At 34.7% G+C, this 19,963-nt stretch carries 20 protein-coding genes and 3 pseudogenes; 14 read left to right on the forward strand and 9 right to left on the reverse strand.

What is annotated here, in order from left to right; genetic code table 11:
• Positions 1–17 precede the first annotated feature (17 nt).
• A complete protein-coding gene (locus tag ABWU72_RS02180; RefSeq protein WP_264374021.1) occupies positions 18–1,616 on the forward strand; it encodes an ABC transporter permease in 1,599 nt (532 codons plus the stop codon).
• A gap of 10 nt (positions 1,617–1,626) precedes the next feature.
• Here ABWU72_RS02180 and ABWU72_RS02185 read toward each other — a convergent pair whose 3' ends face one another.
• The 5 genes and pseudogenes from ABWU72_RS02185 to apaG form a co-directional block, all read right to left on the reverse strand.
• A complete protein-coding gene (locus tag ABWU72_RS02185; protein WP_353283839.1) occupies positions 1,627–2,385 on the reverse strand; it encodes an Rpn family recombination-promoting nuclease/putative transposase in 759 nt (252 codons plus the stop codon).
• Entirely contained in the window at positions 2,382–3,929 is a 1,548-nt protein-coding gene (ltrA, locus tag ABWU72_RS02190; protein WP_353283840.1) for a group II intron reverse transcriptase/maturase, read from the reverse strand. The genes ABWU72_RS02185 and ltrA (ABWU72_RS02190) overlap by 4 nt, the downstream gene beginning before the upstream one ends.
• A gap of 37 nt (positions 3,930–3,966) precedes the next feature.
• The gene (locus tag ABWU72_RS02195) at positions 3,967–4,110 is read right to left on the reverse strand and encodes a hypothetical protein (RefSeq protein WP_173862902.1); all 144 of its coding nucleotides are present in this window, start codon (positions 4,108–4,110) and stop codon (positions 3,967–3,969) included.
• A 454-nt stretch (positions 4,111–4,564) separates the two neighbouring features.
• Positions 4,565–4,810 (reverse strand): annotated as a pseudogene (locus ABWU72_RS02200) (PD-(D/E)XK nuclease family transposase); the annotation flags it as partial.
• A 313-nt stretch (positions 4,811–5,123) separates the two neighbouring features.
• Positions 5,124–5,525, reverse strand: coding sequence for a Co2+/Mg2+ efflux protein ApaG (gene apaG, locus ABWU72_RS02205; protein ID WP_353284055.1), 402 nt, complete (start codon positions 5,523–5,525; stop codon positions 5,124–5,126).
• Positions 5,526–5,624: 99 nt separating this feature from the next.
• Here apaG and ABWU72_RS02210 point away from each other — a divergent pair, with 99 nt between their 5' ends.
• Complete coding sequence (locus ABWU72_RS02210; protein ID WP_155969283.1) at positions 5,625–6,689, forward strand: 5-(carboxyamino)imidazole ribonucleotide synthase; 1,065 nt, start codon at positions 5,625–5,627, stop codon at positions 6,687–6,689.
• Positions 6,690–7,647: 958 nt separating this feature from the next.
• Here the strand turns inward: ABWU72_RS02210 and ABWU72_RS02215 are convergent.
• Positions 7,648–8,841, reverse strand: a complete 1,194-nt coding sequence (locus tag ABWU72_RS02215; protein ID WP_155969285.1) for a bifunctional 2-C-methyl-D-erythritol 4-phosphate cytidylyltransferase/2-C-methyl-D-erythritol 2,4-cyclodiphosphate synthase — start codon at positions 8,839–8,841, stop codon at positions 7,648–7,650.
• Positions 8,842–9,104: 263 nt separating this feature from the next.
• On the opposite strand from ABWU72_RS02215, the gene ABWU72_RS02220 reads away from it, so the two are divergent.
• From ABWU72_RS02220 to ABWU72_RS02250, 7 genes are all read left to right on the forward strand, one after another.
• A complete protein-coding gene (locus ABWU72_RS02220) occupies positions 9,105–10,169 on the forward strand; it encodes an AI-2E family transporter (RefSeq protein WP_155969287.1) in 1,065 nt (354 codons plus the stop codon).
• A 129-nt stretch (positions 10,170–10,298) separates the two neighbouring features.
• Positions 10,299–10,934 carry a DnaA ATPase domain-containing protein gene (locus ABWU72_RS02225; RefSeq protein WP_006280257.1) on the forward strand — a complete coding sequence of 212 codons (636 nt, stop codon included), beginning with the start codon at positions 10,299–10,301 and terminating at the stop codon, positions 10,932–10,934.
• A 205-nt stretch (positions 10,935–11,139) separates the two neighbouring features.
• Positions 11,140–11,310, forward strand: coding sequence for a hypothetical protein (locus ABWU72_RS02230; protein WP_007549057.1), 171 nt, complete (start codon positions 11,140–11,142; stop codon positions 11,308–11,310).
• The gene (locus ABWU72_RS02235) at positions 11,300–12,286 is read left to right on the forward strand and encodes a tyrosine recombinase (protein WP_353283841.1); all 987 of its coding nucleotides are present in this window, start codon (positions 11,300–11,302) and stop codon (positions 12,284–12,286) included. Before ABWU72_RS02230 ends, ABWU72_RS02235 begins: the two co-directional genes overlap by 11 nt.
• Before the next feature lie 55 nt (positions 12,287–12,341).
• Positions 12,342–13,067 carry a lysophospholipid acyltransferase family protein gene (locus tag ABWU72_RS02240; RefSeq protein WP_010963063.1) on the forward strand — a complete coding sequence of 242 codons (726 nt, stop codon included), beginning with the start codon at positions 12,342–12,344 and terminating at the stop codon, positions 13,065–13,067.
• Between the two features lie 51 nt (positions 13,068–13,118).
• On the forward strand, positions 13,119–13,388 hold the full coding sequence (gene rpsT, locus ABWU72_RS02245) for a 30S ribosomal protein S20 (RefSeq protein ID WP_012673338.1): 270 nt from the start codon (positions 13,119–13,121) through the stop codon (positions 13,386–13,388).
• Between the two features lie 80 nt (positions 13,389–13,468).
• A complete protein-coding gene (locus tag ABWU72_RS02250) occupies positions 13,469–14,719 on the forward strand; it encodes a citrate synthase (protein ID WP_015589409.1) in 1,251 nt (416 codons plus the stop codon).
• A 189-nt stretch (positions 14,720–14,908) separates the two neighbouring features.
• Here the strand turns inward: ABWU72_RS02250 and ABWU72_RS02255 are convergent.
• A pseudogene (locus tag ABWU72_RS02255) lies at positions 14,909–15,271 on the reverse strand (IS4 family transposase); the annotation flags it as partial.
• A 102-nt stretch (positions 15,272–15,373) separates the two neighbouring features.
• Between ABWU72_RS02255 and ABWU72_RS02260 the strand changes: the two are divergent.
• Entirely contained in the window at positions 15,374–15,721 is a 348-nt protein-coding gene (locus tag ABWU72_RS02260; RefSeq protein ID WP_155968342.1) for an IS630 transposase-related protein, read from the forward strand.
• 28 nt (positions 15,722–15,749) lie between these two features.
• Complete coding sequence (locus ABWU72_RS02265) at positions 15,750–16,232, forward strand: IS630 family transposase (protein ID WP_231115908.1); 483 nt, start codon at positions 15,750–15,752, stop codon at positions 16,230–16,232.
• A 9-nt stretch (positions 16,233–16,241) separates the two neighbouring features.
• On the opposite strand, the pseudogene ABWU72_RS02270 reads toward ABWU72_RS02265, so the two are convergent.
• Positions 16,242–16,969: pseudogene (locus ABWU72_RS02270) on the reverse strand (IS4 family transposase); the annotation flags it as partial.
• 106 nt (positions 16,970–17,075) lie between these two features.
• The gene (gene ltrA, locus ABWU72_RS02275) at positions 17,076–18,380 is read right to left on the reverse strand and encodes a group II intron reverse transcriptase/maturase (RefSeq protein ID WP_017531706.1); all 1,305 of its coding nucleotides are present in this window, start codon (positions 18,378–18,380) and stop codon (positions 17,076–17,078) included.
• Between the two features lie 648 nt (positions 18,381–19,028).
• On the opposite strand from ltrA (ABWU72_RS02275), the gene ABWU72_RS02280 reads away from it, so the two are divergent.
• The 3 genes from ABWU72_RS02280 to ABWU72_RS02290 are packed head-to-tail and all read left to right on the forward strand — an operon-like array spanning position 19,029 to position 19,885.
• Positions 19,029–19,169 (forward strand): hypothetical protein, encoded by a 141-nt coding sequence (locus ABWU72_RS02280; protein ID WP_167884945.1) that lies wholly within the window; start codon positions 19,029–19,031, stop codon positions 19,167–19,169.
• A gap of 32 nt (positions 19,170–19,201) precedes the next feature.
• Positions 19,202–19,558 (forward strand): hypothetical protein, encoded by a 357-nt coding sequence (locus ABWU72_RS02285; RefSeq protein WP_353283842.1) that lies wholly within the window; start codon positions 19,202–19,204, stop codon positions 19,556–19,558.
• Positions 19,559–19,582: 24 nt separating this feature from the next.
• The gene (locus tag ABWU72_RS02290; protein ID WP_231115838.1) at positions 19,583–19,885 is read left to right on the forward strand and encodes a hypothetical protein; all 303 of its coding nucleotides are present in this window, start codon (positions 19,583–19,585) and stop codon (positions 19,883–19,885) included.
• Positions 19,886–19,963: the final 78 nt, after the last annotated feature.

Raw genomic sequence — 19,963 nt, forward strand, 5'->3', positions numbered from 1 at the left:
AATATAGATTCAAATTAATGTTTTTAAGAGTATTTAAAAATATATTCTTATTTCTAGTAAGTATATTATTCGTCTGTCCTATACTATCGTTAATATCAATCTTATTTACAGATTCAGCGAATTCCGAATGGGTAATCAGTACACTTTTTCCTGAATATATACTGAGTACGTTAATTTTGATGGTAGGAGTAGGGGGAATATCTTTCATATTTGGAGTAATTCCAGCTTGGCTCACCACATTTTTTTCATTTCCTGGAAGTAAAATTTTTGAGATTGCTTTGTTCTTTCCGATATCGATTCCTGGATATATAGTAGCGTTCGTCTATGTAAATACGCTAGAGTTTTCAGGTCCGGTGCAGAGCTCATTAAGAGACATTTTAGAGTGGAGCAAAGGTGACTATTGGTTTCCTGAAATAAAATCTCTAGGTGGTGGAATATTAGTAATGGGATTCAGCCTATATCCATACGTTTATATGTTAGTCCGCTCAAGTCTAAAGAATGTTAGTAACTCAGTCACTATTGCGTCAACACTTGGGTTCTCCTCATTGAAGAGCCTGTTTTCTGTCATCATACCCTCCATACGCCCATCAATTATAGCTGGGTTGTCTTTGGTACTAATGGAAGTAATTACAGATTTCGGCACACCACAGTTTCTTGCTATCGATACTTTCACAACAGGAATATATCGCACCTGGTTTTTACTGCATGACAAATATTCAACTACTGTTTTAGCAGTTGCAGAATTGATTTTCGTTGCAACACTAATAGCTATCGAAAAAAAACTACAAAAAAAAGGAATATCCTACTCTTCAATCAATACCAATTCAGATTATCACAACAAACGGAGTATAAGTGGCACTATACCATTGATCTTTGCTTATCTTATGTGTGTATTGCCGATATTAATAGGTTTTATTTTGCCAATGATTCCGCTCATATATTGGAGCATAGAGAAGGGGTTTTTCATATATGAAGCAAGATTCTATAACATAATAGCAAATAGCGTTAGTTTATCATTCATCACTGCACTAATCTCAATTAGCATTGCAATAATTATTGGATATACGGCGCGTAAAAATAAGGTAATCAATAATGTAGCACGTCTCATTTCTTTAGGCTACGCAATTCCAAATGCAATTATCGCAATTAGCATAATAATATTTTTAAGCAGAATATCCTCTTTCATTACTCAATATATTGTGGAAATTAGCTTGGTAGGAACTATTGGCGCATTAGTTTACTCATATTTATTTCGTTTTTTTGCTATATCTTTCAAGGCGGTAGAGTCAGGGCTCAAAAAAACACCAAATGAAATTGAGTGGACTGCATATACTATGGGTCATGGACCTATTTCCACATGTTTGAATGTTCATATCCCTCTCATCAAGAAGAGTATATTATCGGGATTTTTGCTCGTATTTATGGATACTATCAAAGAGCTCACAGCAACACTTATTATAAGACCATTTAATTTTGAAACTATATCAACTAGAATATATGAACTTGTAAGCGATGAGCGCTATAGAGAAGCTGCCCCATTTTCGTTAATAATAGTTATAATAGGCTTAATCTCTACAATAACCTTATTTACACTTGATGATAAGGATAAAAAATAAACGTAACCGTTCACAGATTTCCACTTAATTCTTCAATCTCACTAATAGAAAGGCCAGTAAACTTGACAATAGTGTTGACATCAACATTATTAGCCAGCATTGCTTTTGCGACTTCAATTTTCCCTTCCTCTTTACCAATTTTTTTGCCTTTTTCAGTAGCAAGATCAAGTCTGTATTCAAGAATGGCTTCTTCTTTGCGTAGATCCATTATCCTTTCTTCATAGGCTACTAAATCTTTTTCGTTCCAACGAAACTTGTCTAACTCATCATACGCCAGCTTTATTATTGGTGCTTTTTCTGCTATCTCTTTTAAGTCCTCTTCTGTTGTTTCTTCTGCATATTTAAAAAAGAAACACCACCTTTCTATTGTACTTTCTAGCTGCTCTACTTTACTTTTTGAAAATTTGGGCAATTCTATAAAGATAAATTGAAAATCTTTTAAGTAATGGCCGTTAGTTTTTATATCACGTATATTGTGAGTAGAAATATAATCAACTTCTTCAGGAAGTAAGTTACAATTTGATATAGCAATAAAGAAGACTTTCTTTAAATCAATGTAGTTGCCAGATTTATCTAATTGTCTTGAGTAGGCTTTAGCGGCATATAATTGAGCGCGTTTTTCGAAGCCCTTGTCTCTAGCGAGCTGGTTAGGTAAGGAAGTAGTATTGCTACTACTCCCTCCCTTAGAAACGCAGCATGCAGGTTTCCCCACACTACGCTTGAGCCCCTTATCTAAGTCCTTCTTTTCTCGAACCGGCTTGTCCTTCATGATTCCTCAGAAAACATCATTCTTAATGGTGACACCAACAGTAGAGAACCTTCTCTTGAGAAAGAGCTTGCTAACATTTTTGTTTGTTTCACTCTTTCATCAAAATACTTTTTCCATTTTAAGTCAAGTGGATTTGCATCCGCCCTGATTTTAACATGTCGTCTGATAGGTATATCAATCAACCTAAGCAGTCTTAAATACCTTATCTCTTTCGGTTTGTTCTTGCATATGGGTGCAGCAAAGACCCATTGGCGTTGTTTCATTACCTTGAAGTAACGATTCTTTATCCAACGTAATCCTTTACGAGGATGTCTTTTCTTTGCCCATTTCCATAGAGCACACATAATTTCATGGTCTATTTTGTTAAAAGCTCTTTTCGCACACACATGGCTGTAGTAATTTCCCCATCCCCTTAATAGGGAATTGAGCAACTTGATTAGTACGGCCTGAGTGTTCGCTATGTTTGCCTTTATCAATGTACGTGCTTTATTAAGAAGTTTCTTAATACTTTCTTTTGAAGGTTTTATAATTAACTTCTTATTATACCTGCGTACATTACAACCAAGAAAGTCAAACCCTGTTGTAATAGATGTAATTTTTGTTTTCTCTTCGGAAAGGATAAGACCTCTCTCCTGAAGAAAGGACGATACTAGAGGTTTTACTTCATTTTCCAGTACTTCACGTGTGATTCCTGAAATGATAAAGTCATCTGCGTACCTGATTACATTTACTCCACTTCTGATTTTGCTTCTTCTTTTACTGCCAAGTTTACCAAATTGACTTTCCAATGATTTTTCAAGTCCATTTAGGGCTAGATTTGCTAGTATTGGAGAGATGATACTACCTTGTGGGGTACCTGCAGTTGTGGAATACAGAGTTTTTGATTCTAGGAAGCCAGCTTTTAACCAGCTATGAAGAATTTTCTTCTCCATAGGAATATGCTTCATGAGCCATTCATGGTTAATGTTATCAAAACACCCTTTAATATCACCTTCGAGTATCCATTGTAGTTGGTTACGGCTTGCCAGTAACAAGTGACAAGCCACAGTAGCGTCTGCGCAGGATCTTTTTGGTCTAAAACCATAAGAGTGACGATCACTGATCGTTTCAGCTATCGGTTCCAAAGCAAACAAGTATAATGCTTGCATGGCTCTATTTTTTATCGTAGGGATTCCAAGAGGTCTTCTTTTGCCATTAGACTTACTGATGTATATCCGTTTTAGCGGAGAAGGTTTGTATCCTCTTTGTTTTAATAGCTTTATTCCTTGAAATTTTGTGTTGCAAGTTGACCATATTTGACGATCTACACCTGCTGTGTTTTTTCCTTGGTTTTCAGTTACTCTCTTAACCGCCAAAGCTTTGCCGCTAAAAGAGCGTGTGAGAAGGTGTTGTAAAGTTTTCACCTTACCCCATCTGCCTTGTTGGACAGCCTTAACAATACGCCTCTGTAGCCTCATAACAACTTTTTGGCATTTCTTCCAGGGTAACTGGTTCCATGCTTCGGAGTTATTGGTAGGTGCACTTACAGTTGTACTTGTAATCATCTGCTTTCCTACCTTAAGTGGTTAACAAAGTTTCTTGTCATGAGGGACCAAATGGAAGTCTGCTCGTTTTCACGCGAATTAATGTTACAAATTCTATCCATTTCGTTACAAAATGGCATTCGCTTTCTCCATTATCCTTTACCTGCACATCCATCAGCATTCCTTGCGGGTTGCCTGCCATATAGGCGAAAATACAGGCTTATCCTGTTCCTTTTGTCATACAATAGTGGGTTAGGTGGCTTCTCTATACCGGTGGAATTATTATTTGCGTACATCCAGAAATGAAAAATGTAACTCATCCACATTACCTTTTGGTCGGAGCTTATCAGCATCTTTAGCTCTTTAATCGTTACGATACTTATGAAGCTTCACTTACGTTCACCATACCACTAAGCCTAGCCCTCCAACCACATGATGCTTGTAGTTTATGCTTTCTCTCACGATTGAGCATCTTCTTTATCAAGAGGAGGTTCATTGTCCGCGTCGCTCGGCACCAACTGGTTACCCAATTCGCACTGATGCGTAGACTCAGATGGCAAAACATCTGGTTCAATAAGCTTTAGAATCCTTTCAGTTTCTTTCTGAATGAATTCCTCTCCTTTTAAACAATATGACCGAAGGCTTTCAGGTCGCACCATTTCTGCTATATATCTATTTCCGTGAGAATCCTTGCAGAGAACATCAACAATACTTTGTTTATCAGAGGCAACTTCGGGATCCATAATAGTACTTAAGAATTCAACTTCTTGTATTGCATTTATCTCAGTAAACCCTAAAATATCGTTCAAAAAGTGGATAAGGATATTCTTATTTTTTTCCGTTCCAAAGATTTTTTTGAAACACAAATCATTGCGAGGATCGAGAAACTTTGAAAGAGCCATAGCCAAAGTGCTTAAAAATATTAATAATTATACACTATTATTAACAATTATTCAACCATATTTTTGAAGATAGCTATAGCTAACACGTCATAACCGCCACGAACCGTGATTCATTCGCGGTATCTTAGCATAGATCCCGCTAACAAGTAGCGGGATGACAGTTTTTCAAATTGTCGTAAGTCAGTTTAGCTATAGGCAGCAATTTTCTGTATTTATTTTAAATTGAAGAAAGCTCAAATGAAAGATCGTGTTTTGCTAAAAATCACAGAATGCAGTCTAATAGTGAGCAGTTACAAACAAACTATTTTGATAGTTAATGGGGTCTAGTTTTGATGTATGGACTATCCAAAGAAAAGGGTGGCATCATAACTTCAAAAACTTTTATGCTTTCTTCATTCAGAAATTCATACTTACCCTGCATTATTCCTGACGGTACATTTAAGTATGTTCCACTTGTGTATTTAAATACCTCTCCAGATTTTATCACAGGCTGTTCTCCGATAACACCAACTCCGGCAATTTCATTTACTTTGCCCTTATAATCTATTATTTGCCAATGACGACTTAACAATTGAATAGTTGATTGGCTTTTGTTTTTTATCTTAACGTTATACATCCATACATAGCAATTTTCATAAGGAATGGATTGCTCTTCAATGTAAATTGGTAAAACTGTAACTTCAACAAAGTTGGTAGTCAATGTGTATTCTAGAATCATTATAGAATATTCATGATAAAAAGATAATATTCTAATTATATGCTTTTTTCATAGATTTTTCAAGTATACTTTAATTAGGAAATATCAATTTATAGTATGAATGAACCAGATGCGCTGAGCAAAAAAGTAATAGGAATAATAGGTGGTGGACAATTAGGTAAAATGACTGCTATCGCTGCAACAAAACTTGGACAAAAAATACATGTTTTTGCCAGTGCTAAAGACGATCCGGCTTGCTCTGTTGCTGATGATTTCACAATAGCAGATTTCTCTGATAAGAAAGCGCTTGAATCTTTTGCACAGAGTGTGGATTTGGTCACTATTGAGTCTGAAAATATTCCATGTAGTGCAATTGATATCGATGTAAATTTTTATCCGGGTAAAAAAGCGTTACACATTGCGCAAAATAGGCTTAGAGAGAAAGATTTCATTAGAAGCTTGAGTATAAAAACTGCTAAATACAAAAGTATACAAAATTATAATGAGCTACTGAAAAGCAGTAGAGCTTTTGGCTATCCAACAAGGCTGAAAACAACAGAAATGGGTTATGATGGAAAAGGGCAATATGTGCTTGAGAATGATTCTGAAGTGAAGCAATTTGCTTCCTTTGATTGGAATACAGAGTACATTCTTGAAGCAAGTGTTGATCTACTGAAAGAGGTTTCAATAGTCGTTGCAAGAGATAAAAACGGTAAAGTAGCTTTTTTTCCTATAGCAGAAAATTACCACGTTGATGGAATACTTGATACTTCAACAGTGCCAGCTAAAATAGATAGTAAATTAACTCAAGAGGTACAACGAGCTGCAAAGAAAATAGCAAATGCGCTTGATGTAATAGGAATTCTGGCTATTGAATTTTTTGTTACTAAGGATAACGAATTGTTAGTTAATGAACTAGCTCCCAGACCTCACAATTCTTGCCACTGGAGCTTGGATGCATGTAACGTTAGTCAATTTGAACAGCTAGTTAGGATAATATGCGGGTTACCTATGCAGGAAGTAGTATTACGCTTTCCTTGTATGACGAAAAATATAATAGGTAATGATATATATGATTCTCATAAGTATTTGAGCAACGAAAAAGCTAGTTTAACCATATATGGGAAAAAAGAGGTTAGGGATAAGCGTAAAATGGGACATGTCAATATAGATTTAAGTTAACAGTTTTTCTACGTCATACCGCCACAACTGTACGAACATTGTGATATGATGAGATGTTACATAGTAAACGGTGTCATTCTAGCACCTCTTTTCCCGTCATCCCGCTGCTTGTTAGCGGGATCTCATTTCACTTTGTGAAGGTGTCATCCCAGCACCTCTTTTCCCGTCATTCCGCTGCTTGTTAGCGGGATCTCATTTTACTTTATGAGGGTGTCATCCGAGTAGCCCCTTTCTCGTCATCCCGCTGCTTGTTAGCGGGATCTCATTTCACTTTATGAAGGTGTCATCCGAGTAGCCTGACTACTTGGATCCAGGAATTTTATTAAGTTGGTAAGCATAAAAGTGGCTGATCTTATGTTAAAACACAACGTTCTTGATGAGATTACAGCAAGGCTGGATTCCAGCGTCAGCTACTTGAATGACAGCAGTCCTACGTCATGCCGCCGCGGTATCTCTAGATCCCGCTAACAAGTAGCGGGATGACGGTTGTCGTTTAGCCATAAATGTTTAAGAAATTTACCAAACGAAAAAAAAGGCAAAAGAAGCCCCGTGGTTGGCTAGTTACTTACATTATACTTTCAAGTATGGCGTTTTTTTATTCTAAACGTTTAATAACCGCGATTCATCTGCTTTTAAGCCGCAACTAATCTAAATTATAAACATTAAGAAATTTACTAAACAGAAAAAAAGGCAAAGAAAACCTAGGGTAGCTAATTACTCACTATCCATTTTTTAAGTTGGCGTTTTTTGATGTTTTAAATGCTTTATAAGCGCATTTTAGCTTGTATAGCTAGAAATTTGATAAAGACATAAGGTGCACATAGTGCAAAAAATTAAACATGAGACGCCAAATACGTTGAGTTTTTTTGTCATTTAATCTGTACAGAGAAGATAAATAAATAGCTTCAGTTTCATGATAAGGGGGCTGGCGAAGGGTGTCAAGTAAGTTTTTTCGTTTCTATTTCCAATAAAAGTTTGTATGCAATAACACAGAAGCATGCACTGCTATTCCTTCATTTCTTCCAATATAACCTAATTTCTCTGCAGTGGTTGCTTTGATATTTACAAATTCATCATCAATTTCTAATGCTTTTGATATGAATTTCTTCATTTCTACTTTGTAAGGCGATATTTTAGGCTCTTCACAAACTATAGTAATATCTAAATTAGACACGCTGTACCCTTTTTCTTTTGCTTTTTTAGCAGCAAAGTCAAGAAAGTGAGATGAATTGCAATCTTTCCATTCAGAGGAACTAGGAGGAAAGTGCTCTCCTATGTCGCCACATCCCAGTGCTCCGAGTATTGCATCAACGATTGCATGTATTGCAACATCACCATCAGAGTGCGCTTCTATTGCCATGTTGTGTTCAATTTTCACACCGCAAATTTTTATAAAGCTTTCAGCACCATTTTGAACTTTAATGAACTTATGTATATCATAACCGGCTCCGACACGAAATTTTGGCTCTTCAAAAAGAAGCTTTGCCATATTGATATCCTCTTTTGTGGTTAACTTAAAATTGCTTTTCTCACCTTTAATAATCGCAACATGTTTTTTGTGCTCTACCATTAGTGATGAATCGTCAGTAAATTCTTTGACTGATTGATGGCATGATAATAATTCTTTGAAATTAAAAATTTGAGGGGTTTGTATGGCTCTGAGCTTTCCTCTTGAAATCGTAGATTCAATAAAACTATTACTCACCAATGACATAGTGTCTTCAACTTCTATTGCTGGAACTACTCCTGTATATTGATCATTAATCATAGATTCAACCAAGTTATCTATCAGAACATCTGACACAAAAGGCCTACAAGCATCGTGTATAACTACAAAATCTGGGTTAACTTTTTGTAAGCTTTCAAGCCCTAGTTTAACTGAACTTTGCCTGTTTTCTCCTCCGTATACAGGGCTTAGTAATTTAGTGTCTGTAATTAGTGATATAGCTTTCTCATAGAAACTTTCATGGTCTCTATTAATTGCTATTCTTATGTAATCTATATATTGGTTAGCCAGAAATCTTTTAATTGTATGAAATAAAACAGATTTACCTGCCAGTTTTATATATTGCTTAGGAATCGTAGAATTGCATCTACTGCCTACTCCCGCTGCAACTATTAATGCTGCTATTTTGTATTTCTTAGCGCACATATTTCTTTTTGTAGAAGCTTTCCTCTCTATCCAAGATTCTTTCCGAAAAATAAAATTTCTGACATCATATAAAAGTTACTTCCCCTATTAACTAGCATAATTATAATAGCAAAAGAGATATTTAGAGAGCTCAAAATCTATCTTTGCCTGCGGATTAAACAACTAAATTTTAGTAAAAAACGATAGTATTACAAATCGTAAAATACTTTCAACATAGGAAAAATAAATTGCATATTTTTCAGTAAATTAGCTATGCTAAACACATGCAAAAACGTCATATAACTATTTGTTTCATACTGCTTTTTATAATAGGGATGTTATTCCTGATGCGTCCTATGATTTTTCCATGTTTAATATCTATTATTATTGCATATTTGTTTAATCCGCTAGTAGTCAAGTTTGAAAAGTATAGAATACCACGTTCATGTTCTGTAATTTTTATAATACTTATTTTATTAATAGCTTTTATACTAGTCATAACATTTGTTTTACCTATTATATATGTTCAAATTACTTCAATATTAAATTTCTTAGTGAGTAAAGTGCCTTCATTAAAGCTTCAAGTAATCCCCTCTGTATTAGAATTTCTTAATATGAAAATCGAGGATAGCTTATTTGATCATTTATCTAAAAATCTAGCAGAAAATTACAGCAACTATGTATCTTATTTCATGAATGCTCTTGATATTGCTAGTAACTTTATAATCCAAGTGTTAAGTTCAAGCTTTAACACGGTATCATTAATGGTGATTACTCCTGTAGTGTTTTTCTATATATTACGTGATTGGCCTTTAATTATAGAAAAAGCTAGTAAATTAATCCCTATTCCTTACAGAGGAAAAATTGCAGATTATTTTTCCAAAGTGGATTTCATTATATCTAATTATCTAAAGGGGCAGGTAAATGTATGTATTGTCATGATGGTCTTTTACTCTGTGAGTCTGAGCATAATCGGATTGGAACACTCTATTGTTATTGGAATTTTATCAGGAATGTTAACGTTCATACCTTACGTAGGGCCATTATTATATACCATTATTGGGTTTTTGAGCGCTATCACTCAATTTAGTGGATGGTTTGAAAGTGCTGCCGTTTTGCTATTATTTGGTGTTGGACAATTAATAGATTCAAACATATTAGTTCCTTTATTAATAGGAAAAAAAGTTCATATACATCCAACTGTAATTATTCTGGGAATTACTATATGCGCTTCATATTTTGGATTTATAGGTATATTACTTTTTATTCCAATAATAGCAATGTTCAATGTATCAGTAGAATATGCAATCAATAAATATTTTAAAAGTGAGCTTTATAAAAACGGCTAACAGACCTTTTGCATAATCAATTTATGGTAAGAGGAGAAATGAGCCCAGAATACCTGAGATATTTTAGGAGCGTAAGTAAATTTTTGCGCAAAAATTACTACCAGAAAGAGGTTACGTAAGAGGCTTAACGTGCAATTAAATTTATTTAACAACAATCAAGCTGATTATAGCCGGCAAAATTACATCATCTTAGATGAAAATAAGCACGTATATAATTCGGTAGTTAATGATTTATCTTGGAAATGTCTGATTCTTTTTGGACCTAAAAGCTCCGGTAAAACTCATCTTGCTCATATTTGGCAATCAATAAACGATGCAATCTTTATCAATGTGAATAACTTCGTAAGCGAGATTAGGTATAGCGATGCTTTTATTTTAGAAGACGTACAAAACATTAAAGATGAAGCAATGTTATTACATTGTTACAATTACATGAAAGAAAACGACAAGAGGCTGCTAATCACTTCTTCAATTTCACCAAAAAAGCTTAACTTCAAACTAAGAGATTTAAGTTCTCGAATATTATCAACTATCAGCGTAAAAATTTTGCCTGCAAGCGAGGAATTATTAAGAATTATGCTAATAAAACGATTTTCAGATAAACAGTTAAAAATTGATTTAAAAGTGATTAATTATATTTTAGCAAGAATAGAACGTTCTTTCTATAGCATTGATAAAATTATAGAAAAGATAGATAATGAATCTATAGGGTCAAATGTGACCGTTCCTTTTATTAGCACTTTATTAAAAAAAGATGCCATTTGATTTCTTCTTTTGTAAAGGTGTATATTAAAAATTTATTAACACCCATAACACTAACGTAATTGGAATCTCTATCTGTCCATGTTAGAATTATAATCAATGTTATGTTATAATAAATATAGATAGATACAGCTAAGAAGTATTCTATATTTATAGTAGAGCTCACTTTATAAGGTGTTTTTTATAGATTTAACGTTATAATTTAACTATGATAAGAGTAAGATTAAATTTAAGAAAAAGGTTAAAGCAAAAGTTTGTGATGTTCACTCTATTGATAAATGCTTTATTTGTCTCATATTTTCTCATAAGAAACACAGGGAACACTTCTAATCAAATTATAGCCAAAGAAATAAATATAGGAACTGATAATGAAAAATAAACAGTCGCAAAATAAAAAAGAAAATCTTTACATAACATATTACATAGATGCTTTAGCTTCAGAGAGGTCCGCTGCACAAAATACTCTGGAAAGTTATCGTTCGGATTTACACCAGTTTGAAGAATTTTTATTGGAAAGCGGCACTACCTTGGTTGGTGTAAACAAAACCAATATTAAAGATTATGTGAAATCTTTATGTACACAAAAAAAATATAAAAGTAGCTCTATATCAAGAAAAATATCCGCTATGAAAAATTTTTACAAGTGTCTATTTAATGACGGAATAATAGATTTTAATCCAGCGCCGGCTAATGATGCTGAATTAAAGAATCCAAAAGTTTCTCGTCCTTTGCCTAAGTATTTAAGTGTCGAAGAAATATTTTTGCTAATGGACACAGTGAGAAAATCAGCAAGCGAATCGAATAAAGAGATAAGCAGTAAAAGGCTATGTGCGATTTTAGATATCCTTTACTCTTCTGGAATGCGTGTTTCTGAACTAATTAGTATGAAATTATGTGAAGTGTCACATTTAATAAACAGTAATAACAAAGAATGCTATATAATAATAAAAGGAAAAAGTGGTAGAGAGAGGCAAATTCTTTTTAATGAACAAGCATTGCAGAGCCTTAGAAATTATTTATCAGTTCGTGATAATCTGATCTCTAAAGAAAAGGAATCCGATTGGCTATTCCCAGGTGATAAACCTAATAAACCAATTACAAGGCAGAGGGTCGGTCAATTAATGAAGGAGTTGGCAAGAAAATGCAATATTGATGAAAATAAGATCTCTCCACACGTGATTAGGCATTCTTTTGCTACCCATCTACTAAATAGCGGAGCAAATATTGTGTTGATACAGAAAGTTCTTGGCCATACTAACCTTTCTACAACACAAATATATATTCATATTGCTAACGAAAAGTTAAAGGACAAATTAGCTGATTCGCATCCTATTACTCAGATGATCAATAATTAAATTTATTGTTTTTAATTTGTAATAAAGTTAAATTTAAATAAATTTATGTGAGTTTGTGATTTCAAGTTTATTGTTTAATTTCTTTCTTATATTATGGGAGGTATTCTATACTTTCATTACTCTCCCTGTAATTTTCTTTTCTGAGTGTGTAATAACCATTTTCCTCGTCTGTTCGGTGAGAGTTGTATTATTCATGCTGCGTTTATTATGTGGCATTAAATATGAAGTGAGGGGAATGGAAAACATCCCTAAGCAACCTTTTATCATTGCATCTAAACACCAATCTCCATTTGAAACATTTATTTTTATACTACTATTTAGAAAAGCGGTTTTTATTTTAAAACGTGAATTGAAATGGATTCCATTCATTGGTTTGCATCTTATAGCGCTGAAAATGATTTTTATTAACCGTTCAGATGGTATCAGTTCTATACGCCATATAATCAAACTAGCAAAAATGCGTATAAAAGAAAATAGAAGCATAATAATATTTCCTGAAGGTACAAGAACAACTATAAACCAAAATATAAAATATCAACCAGGTATTGCTGCTTTATATAGCGTATTATCTGTTCCTGTGTTACCGGTTGCTTTAAACACTGGTTTGTTTTGGCCAAAAAGCATACTTTCTCTGAGAAAGAATCCCGGAAAGGCAGTAATAGAAATATTGCCCCCAATATATCCTGGGTTAAACAAAAATGAATTCTTGCAAAGTTTAGAAAAAATTATTGAAGAGAGAAGCAGTAGATTAACCATAGGAAAAACTGATATTGCAAATTAACAAAAAAACTTTATAATTAAAAGAAAAGTACAGTATTTTAGGTATTAATATATGGCAAATCATAAGAGTGCTAAAAAAATGATAAAGGTAATAGCAAAGCGCACTTTAATAAATAAGATGCGGAAAAGTAAAACTCGCACCTCTATTAGAAAATTGGTTGATATAATCAAGTCTGGCGACAAAGAAAATGTTGTTCTGGCATTTCGGAATGCTGAATCTAATTTACACAAGTGTGTGAATAAAGGTGTTATTCATAGGAATACTGCTGCGCGTAAAATAAGTCGCTTAAATGCAAAAGTAAAAGCATTGATGACCGCTTAATACGGTTAATGTAAAGTTAACTGTATTAATATATACTCCTCAGTTTGTATATTCTGTATAAAATTTAAGTAGCTTAAGTGATGGATAAAAAAGTGCTATTAGAACTAAGTAATGGATTAAAAATCGAGCTACCTGTATTAAGCGGAACAACAGGTCCTGATGTGTTAAATATCAAGGATTTATATAAGATGACAGGATTATTCACTTACGATCCAGGGTTTGTTTCTACAGCTTCATGCTCTTCTACAATTACATTCATTGATGGAGATGAAGGAGTTCTTAAATATAGGGGACATAATATAGCTGATTTGGCAGAGAATAATAATTTTACTGCTGTGATTTATTTATTGCTCTATGGTGAATTACCCAGTTCAGAGCAACACAAAAAATTTCTTCTCAAAATACAAGAATCATCCAAAGTATCAGAGCAAGTTACAAATGTAATTAAAGCATTTCCAAAAACTGCTCACCCTATGTCAATCTTAGTTGCATGTTTTGCAAGTTTGTCAGCATCTTATCATGAAAAGCATGGCAACAATGTCAATGGTGAAGACCTAGATTTTGGAATTTCTGCAATAGCGCAAGTTTCCACAATTATTGCAATGATTTATAGGCATATCAACAATCAGGAATTCATAAATGCTAACAATGAATTAAGTTACAGTGAAAATTTCTTAAAGATGATATTTGGCGATGCTGTTGATAATGATAAAAGCGCCCTTTTTGCAAAAGCTCTGGATAAAATATTTACTCTCCATGCTGATCATGAACAGAATGCTTCTACGGCGGCTGTCAGATTGGTGGGATCGGCTGGTTCTAATCTGTTTGCAAGCCTCTCTGCAGGAGTTGCTACACTTTGGGGACCAGCACATGGTGGAGCTAATGAGGCAGTTATAAATATGCTAAAAGAGATAGAGCAAAGTGGAGATATAGATAAATTCATCGAAAAAGCTAAAGATGATAAAGATCCATTTAAATTGATGGGATTTGGACATCGTGTTTATAAAAATTATGATCCGCGCGCGCGTATATTGAAAGGCGCTTGCCATGAGGTTCTAAGTAAACTAGAACAAAATAATGAACTGCTTAAAATTGCAAAAAAACTTGAAGAAATAGCTTTAAAGGATGAATATTTTATCGTGCGTAAGTTATATCCAAATGTTGATTTTTACTCAGGTATAATAATGAATGCTATTGATATCCCCTCAAATATGTTCACGCCTATTTTTGCACTTGCAAGAACCACTGGTTGGGTTACTCAGTGGTATGAAATGATAAATGATAAAGAAACTAAGATCTGTAGACCAAGGCAACTCTATTTTGGTAAATAAATTTATTTTCACTTCATTAGACTTCTTGCATAACCCAAACTAAGTAGAAAAAAGGTGTCATCCGAGTAGCTGACACTGGTTCCTTTACGACGGAAGTGTCCAGAGGTGTCATTCCAGTCTGGAATCCAGAAAAAAGGATGGTGTCATTCCGTATCCGTTCAGCCAATGGCGTCAACTTAAGAGCCTCCATTAGCAAACTCTCCTAAAGACATGATGGCGTTTGGGCTTATCTACCTTATCGCGGCTGTCCTGGTCGGATTTTAACTTTAGCGCGTATACTTAAAAAGGGCTTGAAAGTTTTTTGGCGCAATAAGTACCTGATAGAGTTTCTGCCTCATTACACCAAATAAAACTGAAAAATTTAAACGATACTCAGTAATTTGATCTGGGTTCCAAGGCCCTTGTGCATCACACATATGAAGCGATAATATATTGCACATGACCAAGTTTGCCCAAAATTCTTGTAATACAGCCTCTCCAGAAAAATTCTCTAACTCTGCTCCTACTTTGAGTCGTTTCCTCTATGTGCCACCTTAACACATAAGCTTTGCTCCAAAGTCTCGATCAAAAACTCTGTTTCTCAGTTGGCTAATGTCAGCACTATAGTACTTCCCAAAGTAAATGATAAAGGTATAATAAGCTATTTGAGTTATAATGGCGTATAGTGTGGATTTAAGGGAAAGGGCAGTATCGATGATAGAAAAAGGGAAGTCAAAGGTTGAGGTGGCAGAGCTTTTGGAGATAGGAATAGCAACTCTGTACCGCTGGTTAAGAAAGAAAGCCGCTGGTGAAAGCCTAAGGCCATCGAAAAACGGCAGCTTTATTCGAAAAATAGACCCAAAAATACTCGAAGAATATGTTAAAAAGAATCCAGATCATACGCTGGCAGAGATGAAACAAAATCTTGGATTTGGAATAAATTCAATTTGGTATAGGCTGAAACAGCTAAGAATTACTTTAAAAAAAAGTTACACTATATCAAGAGCGCAATCAAGAAGATAGGCAGCGATTTACCGATAAAATCTCAAAAATAGACCATTCCAGCATCTTATATATAGATGAAGCAGGAGTTGATAATAGGTTATACCGAGAGTATGGACGTGCTCCAATAGGAAAGAAAATTTATGCAGATATTCCAGGAAGAAAACGAGAGAGAATCAGTATAATAGGCGGGTGGATTGGAAAGAGATTTATTGCACCAATGACTTTCAAAGGTGGGTGTGACAAAGAGGTATTCAATACATGGTTAGAGAAGATGTTATTACCTAAATTGCCACATGGTACTACAATAGTTATGGACAATGCCACATTCCATAAAACTCCCAAAACAAAGGAGTTAATAGATAATGCTAGATGCCGTTTGCTCTATCTACCAACATATTCACCAGATTTGAACCCTATAGAGCATTGTTGGAATACCATCAAAAGCCGCCTCAGACCTTTAATGCATAAATATACAGACTTACAACTTTTGGTTGGTAATACCATAATGGAAATTTATCATTCATTTTAGAAAATACTATATAACTCTTACTTTCTGTCCTTTCATTTTATTTTTTAGATTTTCATTTTCTAATATAAAATCAAAATCTAATTCGCCAGCGTTCCCATAGCTTACTATAATTTCTTTTTTGCAAGCGAAAAATAAAATCTACTTCCAAATCATAATGCTGCTGAATGAATTTTACTGAAGACGATCATAGATAAATAATAATTTCTCTTGATTTAATAAACGCATTTGAGTGATAACTTCGGGTAATTGCTCTGCCGCCAACGTTTGTTCACCTATATTCCAAGCTGCAAGACGAGCACTACAAATCAGCGAAGTACACAAATCAACAAACAAATTGCCAATGGTGCCTGTTGTTCCATTTGGTTCAAACTCGGATACAATTTCCCCAGAGCTGGGTAATCTCATACCAGAACCATCTGCTGCAATAAGTCTATAGCCTCTCCAACTCAGGTTCATCCTGATAGGCTGTTTGGATGCTTAAATTCTTGAAAGCCTGTATGGCAAATCTTATATCTTGCTTTAGAAAAAGCTTGCTTTGAGGGTACATGTCAATGGCTCCATAAGTTCACATTCTATTCCCAAACTTTTTTTAACTAACTTTAAAATCATAGAAAATACTGTCGAAAAAGCTTGTTCGTGTAAAACTCAACACAATGGATTTTCTGAAAAGTTTTCGAGTATATTATATTTTTAATTTGTAGAATAAGGTTTTTTCCTTTTTGTTTGGTAGAAGTCATAGTTTTAAATCCTCCTGATTAAGTTTTATCGCTATGACTCCCCCACCAGAACCGTGCTTGCAGCTTTCCCGCACACGGCTCCACAATGTAGTATTCACAGCATTTCCTATTTTGTATATAATGAGTAGCATATTCTTGGTTTTGGTAATGGATTAACTTGTAGATAGTGTATAAATTGCTTTGAATTCATACTCTTCTTCTGACTACGTCGGTTTATCCATTTATACGCTAGCTTGATTACCCGCCAGAAGAATTTATTCAACCACCGGTAATTTCCGCTAACTCCGAAGTAGTTATAGTGTCCTGTTAGTTTTGCTTTAAGTATTGACCACCAATCTTTAAGGTGAACTTTATTTCGGATCTTTTTCACCCATTCTTTGATTTCTTTAAGTTTTCTAGATAGATTTTCTTTCGAGGTTTTATGACCTACCATTACTCTACCTTTACGACTCCTTGTACCATAATGGGTGAATCCTAGAAAGTTGAAACTTTCCGTTTTTCGTTTCTCCCTTATTCCTTGTTGCCACTCCTTTTTGCCAAACTTTACTATTCTTGTTTTGTCTTCAGATATTTCCAGTCCAAATTTTCCTAGCCTTTGTTTCAGTGACTCTAAGAGTTCTCTAGCATCTTTTTCTCTTTCGCAGCAAATCAGGTGATCATCTGCATACCTAACTAGCTCCATATAACCTTTAGATCTTAGCTTGAATTTCTTTTCAAACCACAAATCCAGCACATAATGCAAGTATATATTAGCTAGTATAGGACTTACTATTCCCCCCTGAGGTGTGCCTAGTTCAGTTGCTTCATAATGTCCTGCTTCGACTACTCCTGCCTTAAGAAATCGTTTTACTAACCACAGTATGTTTGGGTCTGTTATCCGTTCTCTCAAGCATCTCATTAGCCATTTGTGCTGGACATTATCAAAGAATTTCTTGATATCAACTTCTACTACATAGTTAGTTGGTCTGTACATAACTGCTTTATTTAGTGCATTTACCGCTTGATGACAGCTTCTACCAGGACGAAAACCATATGAGTTATCCAGAAAGTTAGCTTCATAAATATTTTCTAATATCTTCTTCAGCATTATCTGGACTAACTTATCTTCTGTAGACGGTACTCCAAGCCCGCGTTTCTCTTTGCTTCCAGCTTTTGGTATATATACTCTTTTCACTGGTTGCGGTTGATATCGCTTTCTTTTCATACTATCCACCAGAGTGTTGAGCTTCTCTTCAAGATTTTCTCCATAAGCTTCTACTGTCACCTGGTCTATACCGCATGCTTTGTTATGCTTTAGCTCTTTATAACATTCAGCAAGATTCTCTGCGTTTATCAGATGAATTAACGATGTAAATTTCAATCGTTTATCTTGCCTGGCTCTTACTGCTATCTGATTTAGTTTTCTTTGCACGTTATTCCAACCTCCGTTGTATTGGCATAGCAATTCCTAAACCAGTCACTATATTGCTGACCGCTTCCCCTTGTATGTGGCTTTCCCACACTCTGAGTACTATCAATCAGTCCGACTTCCTTTATATCTTCCGTCAGTACTCGCCTTTGTTGACTTGTTCCAACGTACCTTAATAGGAATACAAAGGATCTCCCAAGTTTACGTAAACTCCATCTCAACACGTGATACGGCCTCAGATCCCGATAGAGTGAGTGATAACTTGCCCTATTGTTACCCTTCTTGCTGTCTTCCACTATATGCAACGTGTCGACCTCTATGACATCGAGAATTTCGGGACTCAATACCTTCACTTTCGTTGTACCCTGTGTTGTCCATTCCACTAGCTTTACTACGCTCGTTACCTTACGCAGCATAGTGGTTTGTTCCAGCCTGCTGGCTAGGCTTTGCCTGGGTTGGATTTTCACCAACTGGACTTTACGCACTTTGCTTGGCGCACGCATATTTCACCTAAAAAGGACACATTTTAGACTTCTTTGTTGAAATAAAACAGAAACAAAAGTGCTGTCCCTTGCACTCTTTGGATAATTTAATGATAAAAAATTTAGAGAGAAATTTTATACACTATCGCTGATATTTTTCCTTAAGTTGATGCCATTGCCTGAACACTTACCTAATGATGAAGCTATCGAAAACATAGCAAAGAGACTTCAAAAATCTATAGACGATGCAAAAAAGCACAAGGTCATGTTTAGTGTTGATGTATTCCAAGGAGAAAAAAGTCATCAATAATAGATTATTCGATACTGATCTTATACCACCTCATGGAGCAAGATAAAAATGTTACTGAGACTGGAAAAGAAAAACTACGGCCTCTTATGTTAGAAATGTTTAATCTAGTTTTAGCAGGCACTGATGTGAGCCAAGAAGTTCGGAGATTATTGCCAGAAGATATACTGAAAGAACGCGGCGAATATTTGTCACGTCTAAAACAAATTGTAAGTGATAGTATTGAAAATGACAAAAAAAAAGAAATTGTAGTAGAAAGAGATAATAAATTTTATTATGTACAGTGTCCAGAAAAAAGTGTGATCACTCCTGCAAAATTTATGAACTCCCCGGAATTTAAGGACTTAGAATATGGTGCATTGCGAATAGGAGAAGGAGATAATCTAATCTGAATAAAAAGCTGGCAATATCATGATATGCAAGGCAAAGTAAAAATGACCTTTAGGGTAGGCGATGAAAAGATCGAAATGATTTTATCTTCTGAAAAAGCTGAAAGTTTTGGTAAAATAATGGTACATATGGATGACAAAAGTTGTGAAATCTTCTCAAAGTACCTAAAAGAGCTAGAAAAAGAACCTCGTATAAGCAAGGTTGTTGAAGCTGCTAAAAGTTTTGCACAAACGAAAAGCAGTGCAGTTAGTCCACCTCTTTCTAATATGAAAAGTGTTGACACATCGCAACATTTTCAAAGTAGTGACCATGAATCACCAGAGCATTAACAATTATCATACATACATTGTTGCATATAGCAATAGTGTATGTGTATAGTTAGTAGGGTTTGTAAACTTAATAAAGTC

Origin of the sequence: Wolbachia endosymbiont (group A) of Lypha dubia (assembly GCF_964028575.1) — a bacterium.
GTDB classification, from domain to species: domain Bacteria; phylum Pseudomonadota; class Alphaproteobacteria; order Rickettsiales; family Anaplasmataceae; genus Wolbachia; species Wolbachia pipientis.

Excerpts from the sequence above, each read along its gene's own strand:
- ABWU72_RS02230 (WP_007549057.1), top strand. The coding sequence starts at position 11,140 with ATGATAAGAGTAAGATTAAATTTAAGAAAAAGGTTAAAGCAAAAGTTT.
- ABWU72_RS02235 (WP_353283841.1), top strand. The coding sequence starts at position 11,300 with ATGAAAAATAAACAGTCGCAAAATAAAAAAGAAAATCTTTACATAACA.
- ABWU72_RS02280 (WP_167884945.1), top strand. The coding sequence starts at position 19,029 with ATGCCATTGCCTGAACACTTACCTAATGATGAAGCTATCGAAAACATA.
- ABWU72_RS02260 (WP_155968342.1), top strand. The coding sequence starts at position 15,374 with ATGGCGTATAGTGTGGATTTAAGGGAAAGGGCAGTATCGATGATAGAA.
- ABWU72_RS02180 (WP_264374021.1), top strand. The coding sequence starts at position 18 with ATGTTTTTAAGAGTATTTAAAAATATATTCTTATTTCTAGTAAGTATA.
- ABWU72_RS02220 (WP_155969287.1), top strand. The coding sequence starts at position 9,105 with ATGCAAAAACGTCATATAACTATTTGTTTCATACTGCTTTTTATAATA.
- ABWU72_RS02215 (WP_155969285.1), bottom strand. The coding sequence starts at position 8,841 with ATGTGCGCTAAGAAATACAAAATAGCAGCATTAATAGTTGCAGCGGGA.
- ltrA (WP_353283840.1), bottom strand. The coding sequence starts at position 3,929 with ATGATTACAAGTACAACTGTAAGTGCACCTACCAATAACTCCGAAGCA.
- ABWU72_RS02195 (WP_173862902.1), bottom strand. The coding sequence starts at position 4,110 with ATGGCAGGCAACCCGCAAGGAATGCTGATGGATGTGCAGGTAAAGGAT.
- ABWU72_RS02250 (WP_015589409.1), top strand. The coding sequence starts at position 13,469 with ATGGATAAAAAAGTGCTATTAGAACTAAGTAATGGATTAAAAATCGAG.
- ABWU72_RS02290 (WP_231115838.1), top strand. The coding sequence starts at position 19,583 with ATGCAAGGCAAAGTAAAAATGACCTTTAGGGTAGGCGATGAAAAGATC.
- rpsT (WP_012673338.1), top strand. The coding sequence starts at position 13,119 with ATGGCAAATCATAAGAGTGCTAAAAAAATGATAAAGGTAATAGCAAAG.
- ABWU72_RS02185 (WP_353283839.1), bottom strand. The coding sequence starts at position 2,385 with ATGAAGGACAAGCCGGTTCGAGAAAAGAAGGACTTAGATAAGGGGCTC.
- ABWU72_RS02285 (WP_353283842.1), top strand. The coding sequence starts at position 19,202 with ATGGAGCAAGATAAAAATGTTACTGAGACTGGAAAAGAAAAACTACGG.
- ABWU72_RS02210 (WP_155969283.1), top strand. The coding sequence starts at position 5,625 with ATGAATGAACCAGATGCGCTGAGCAAAAAAGTAATAGGAATAATAGGT.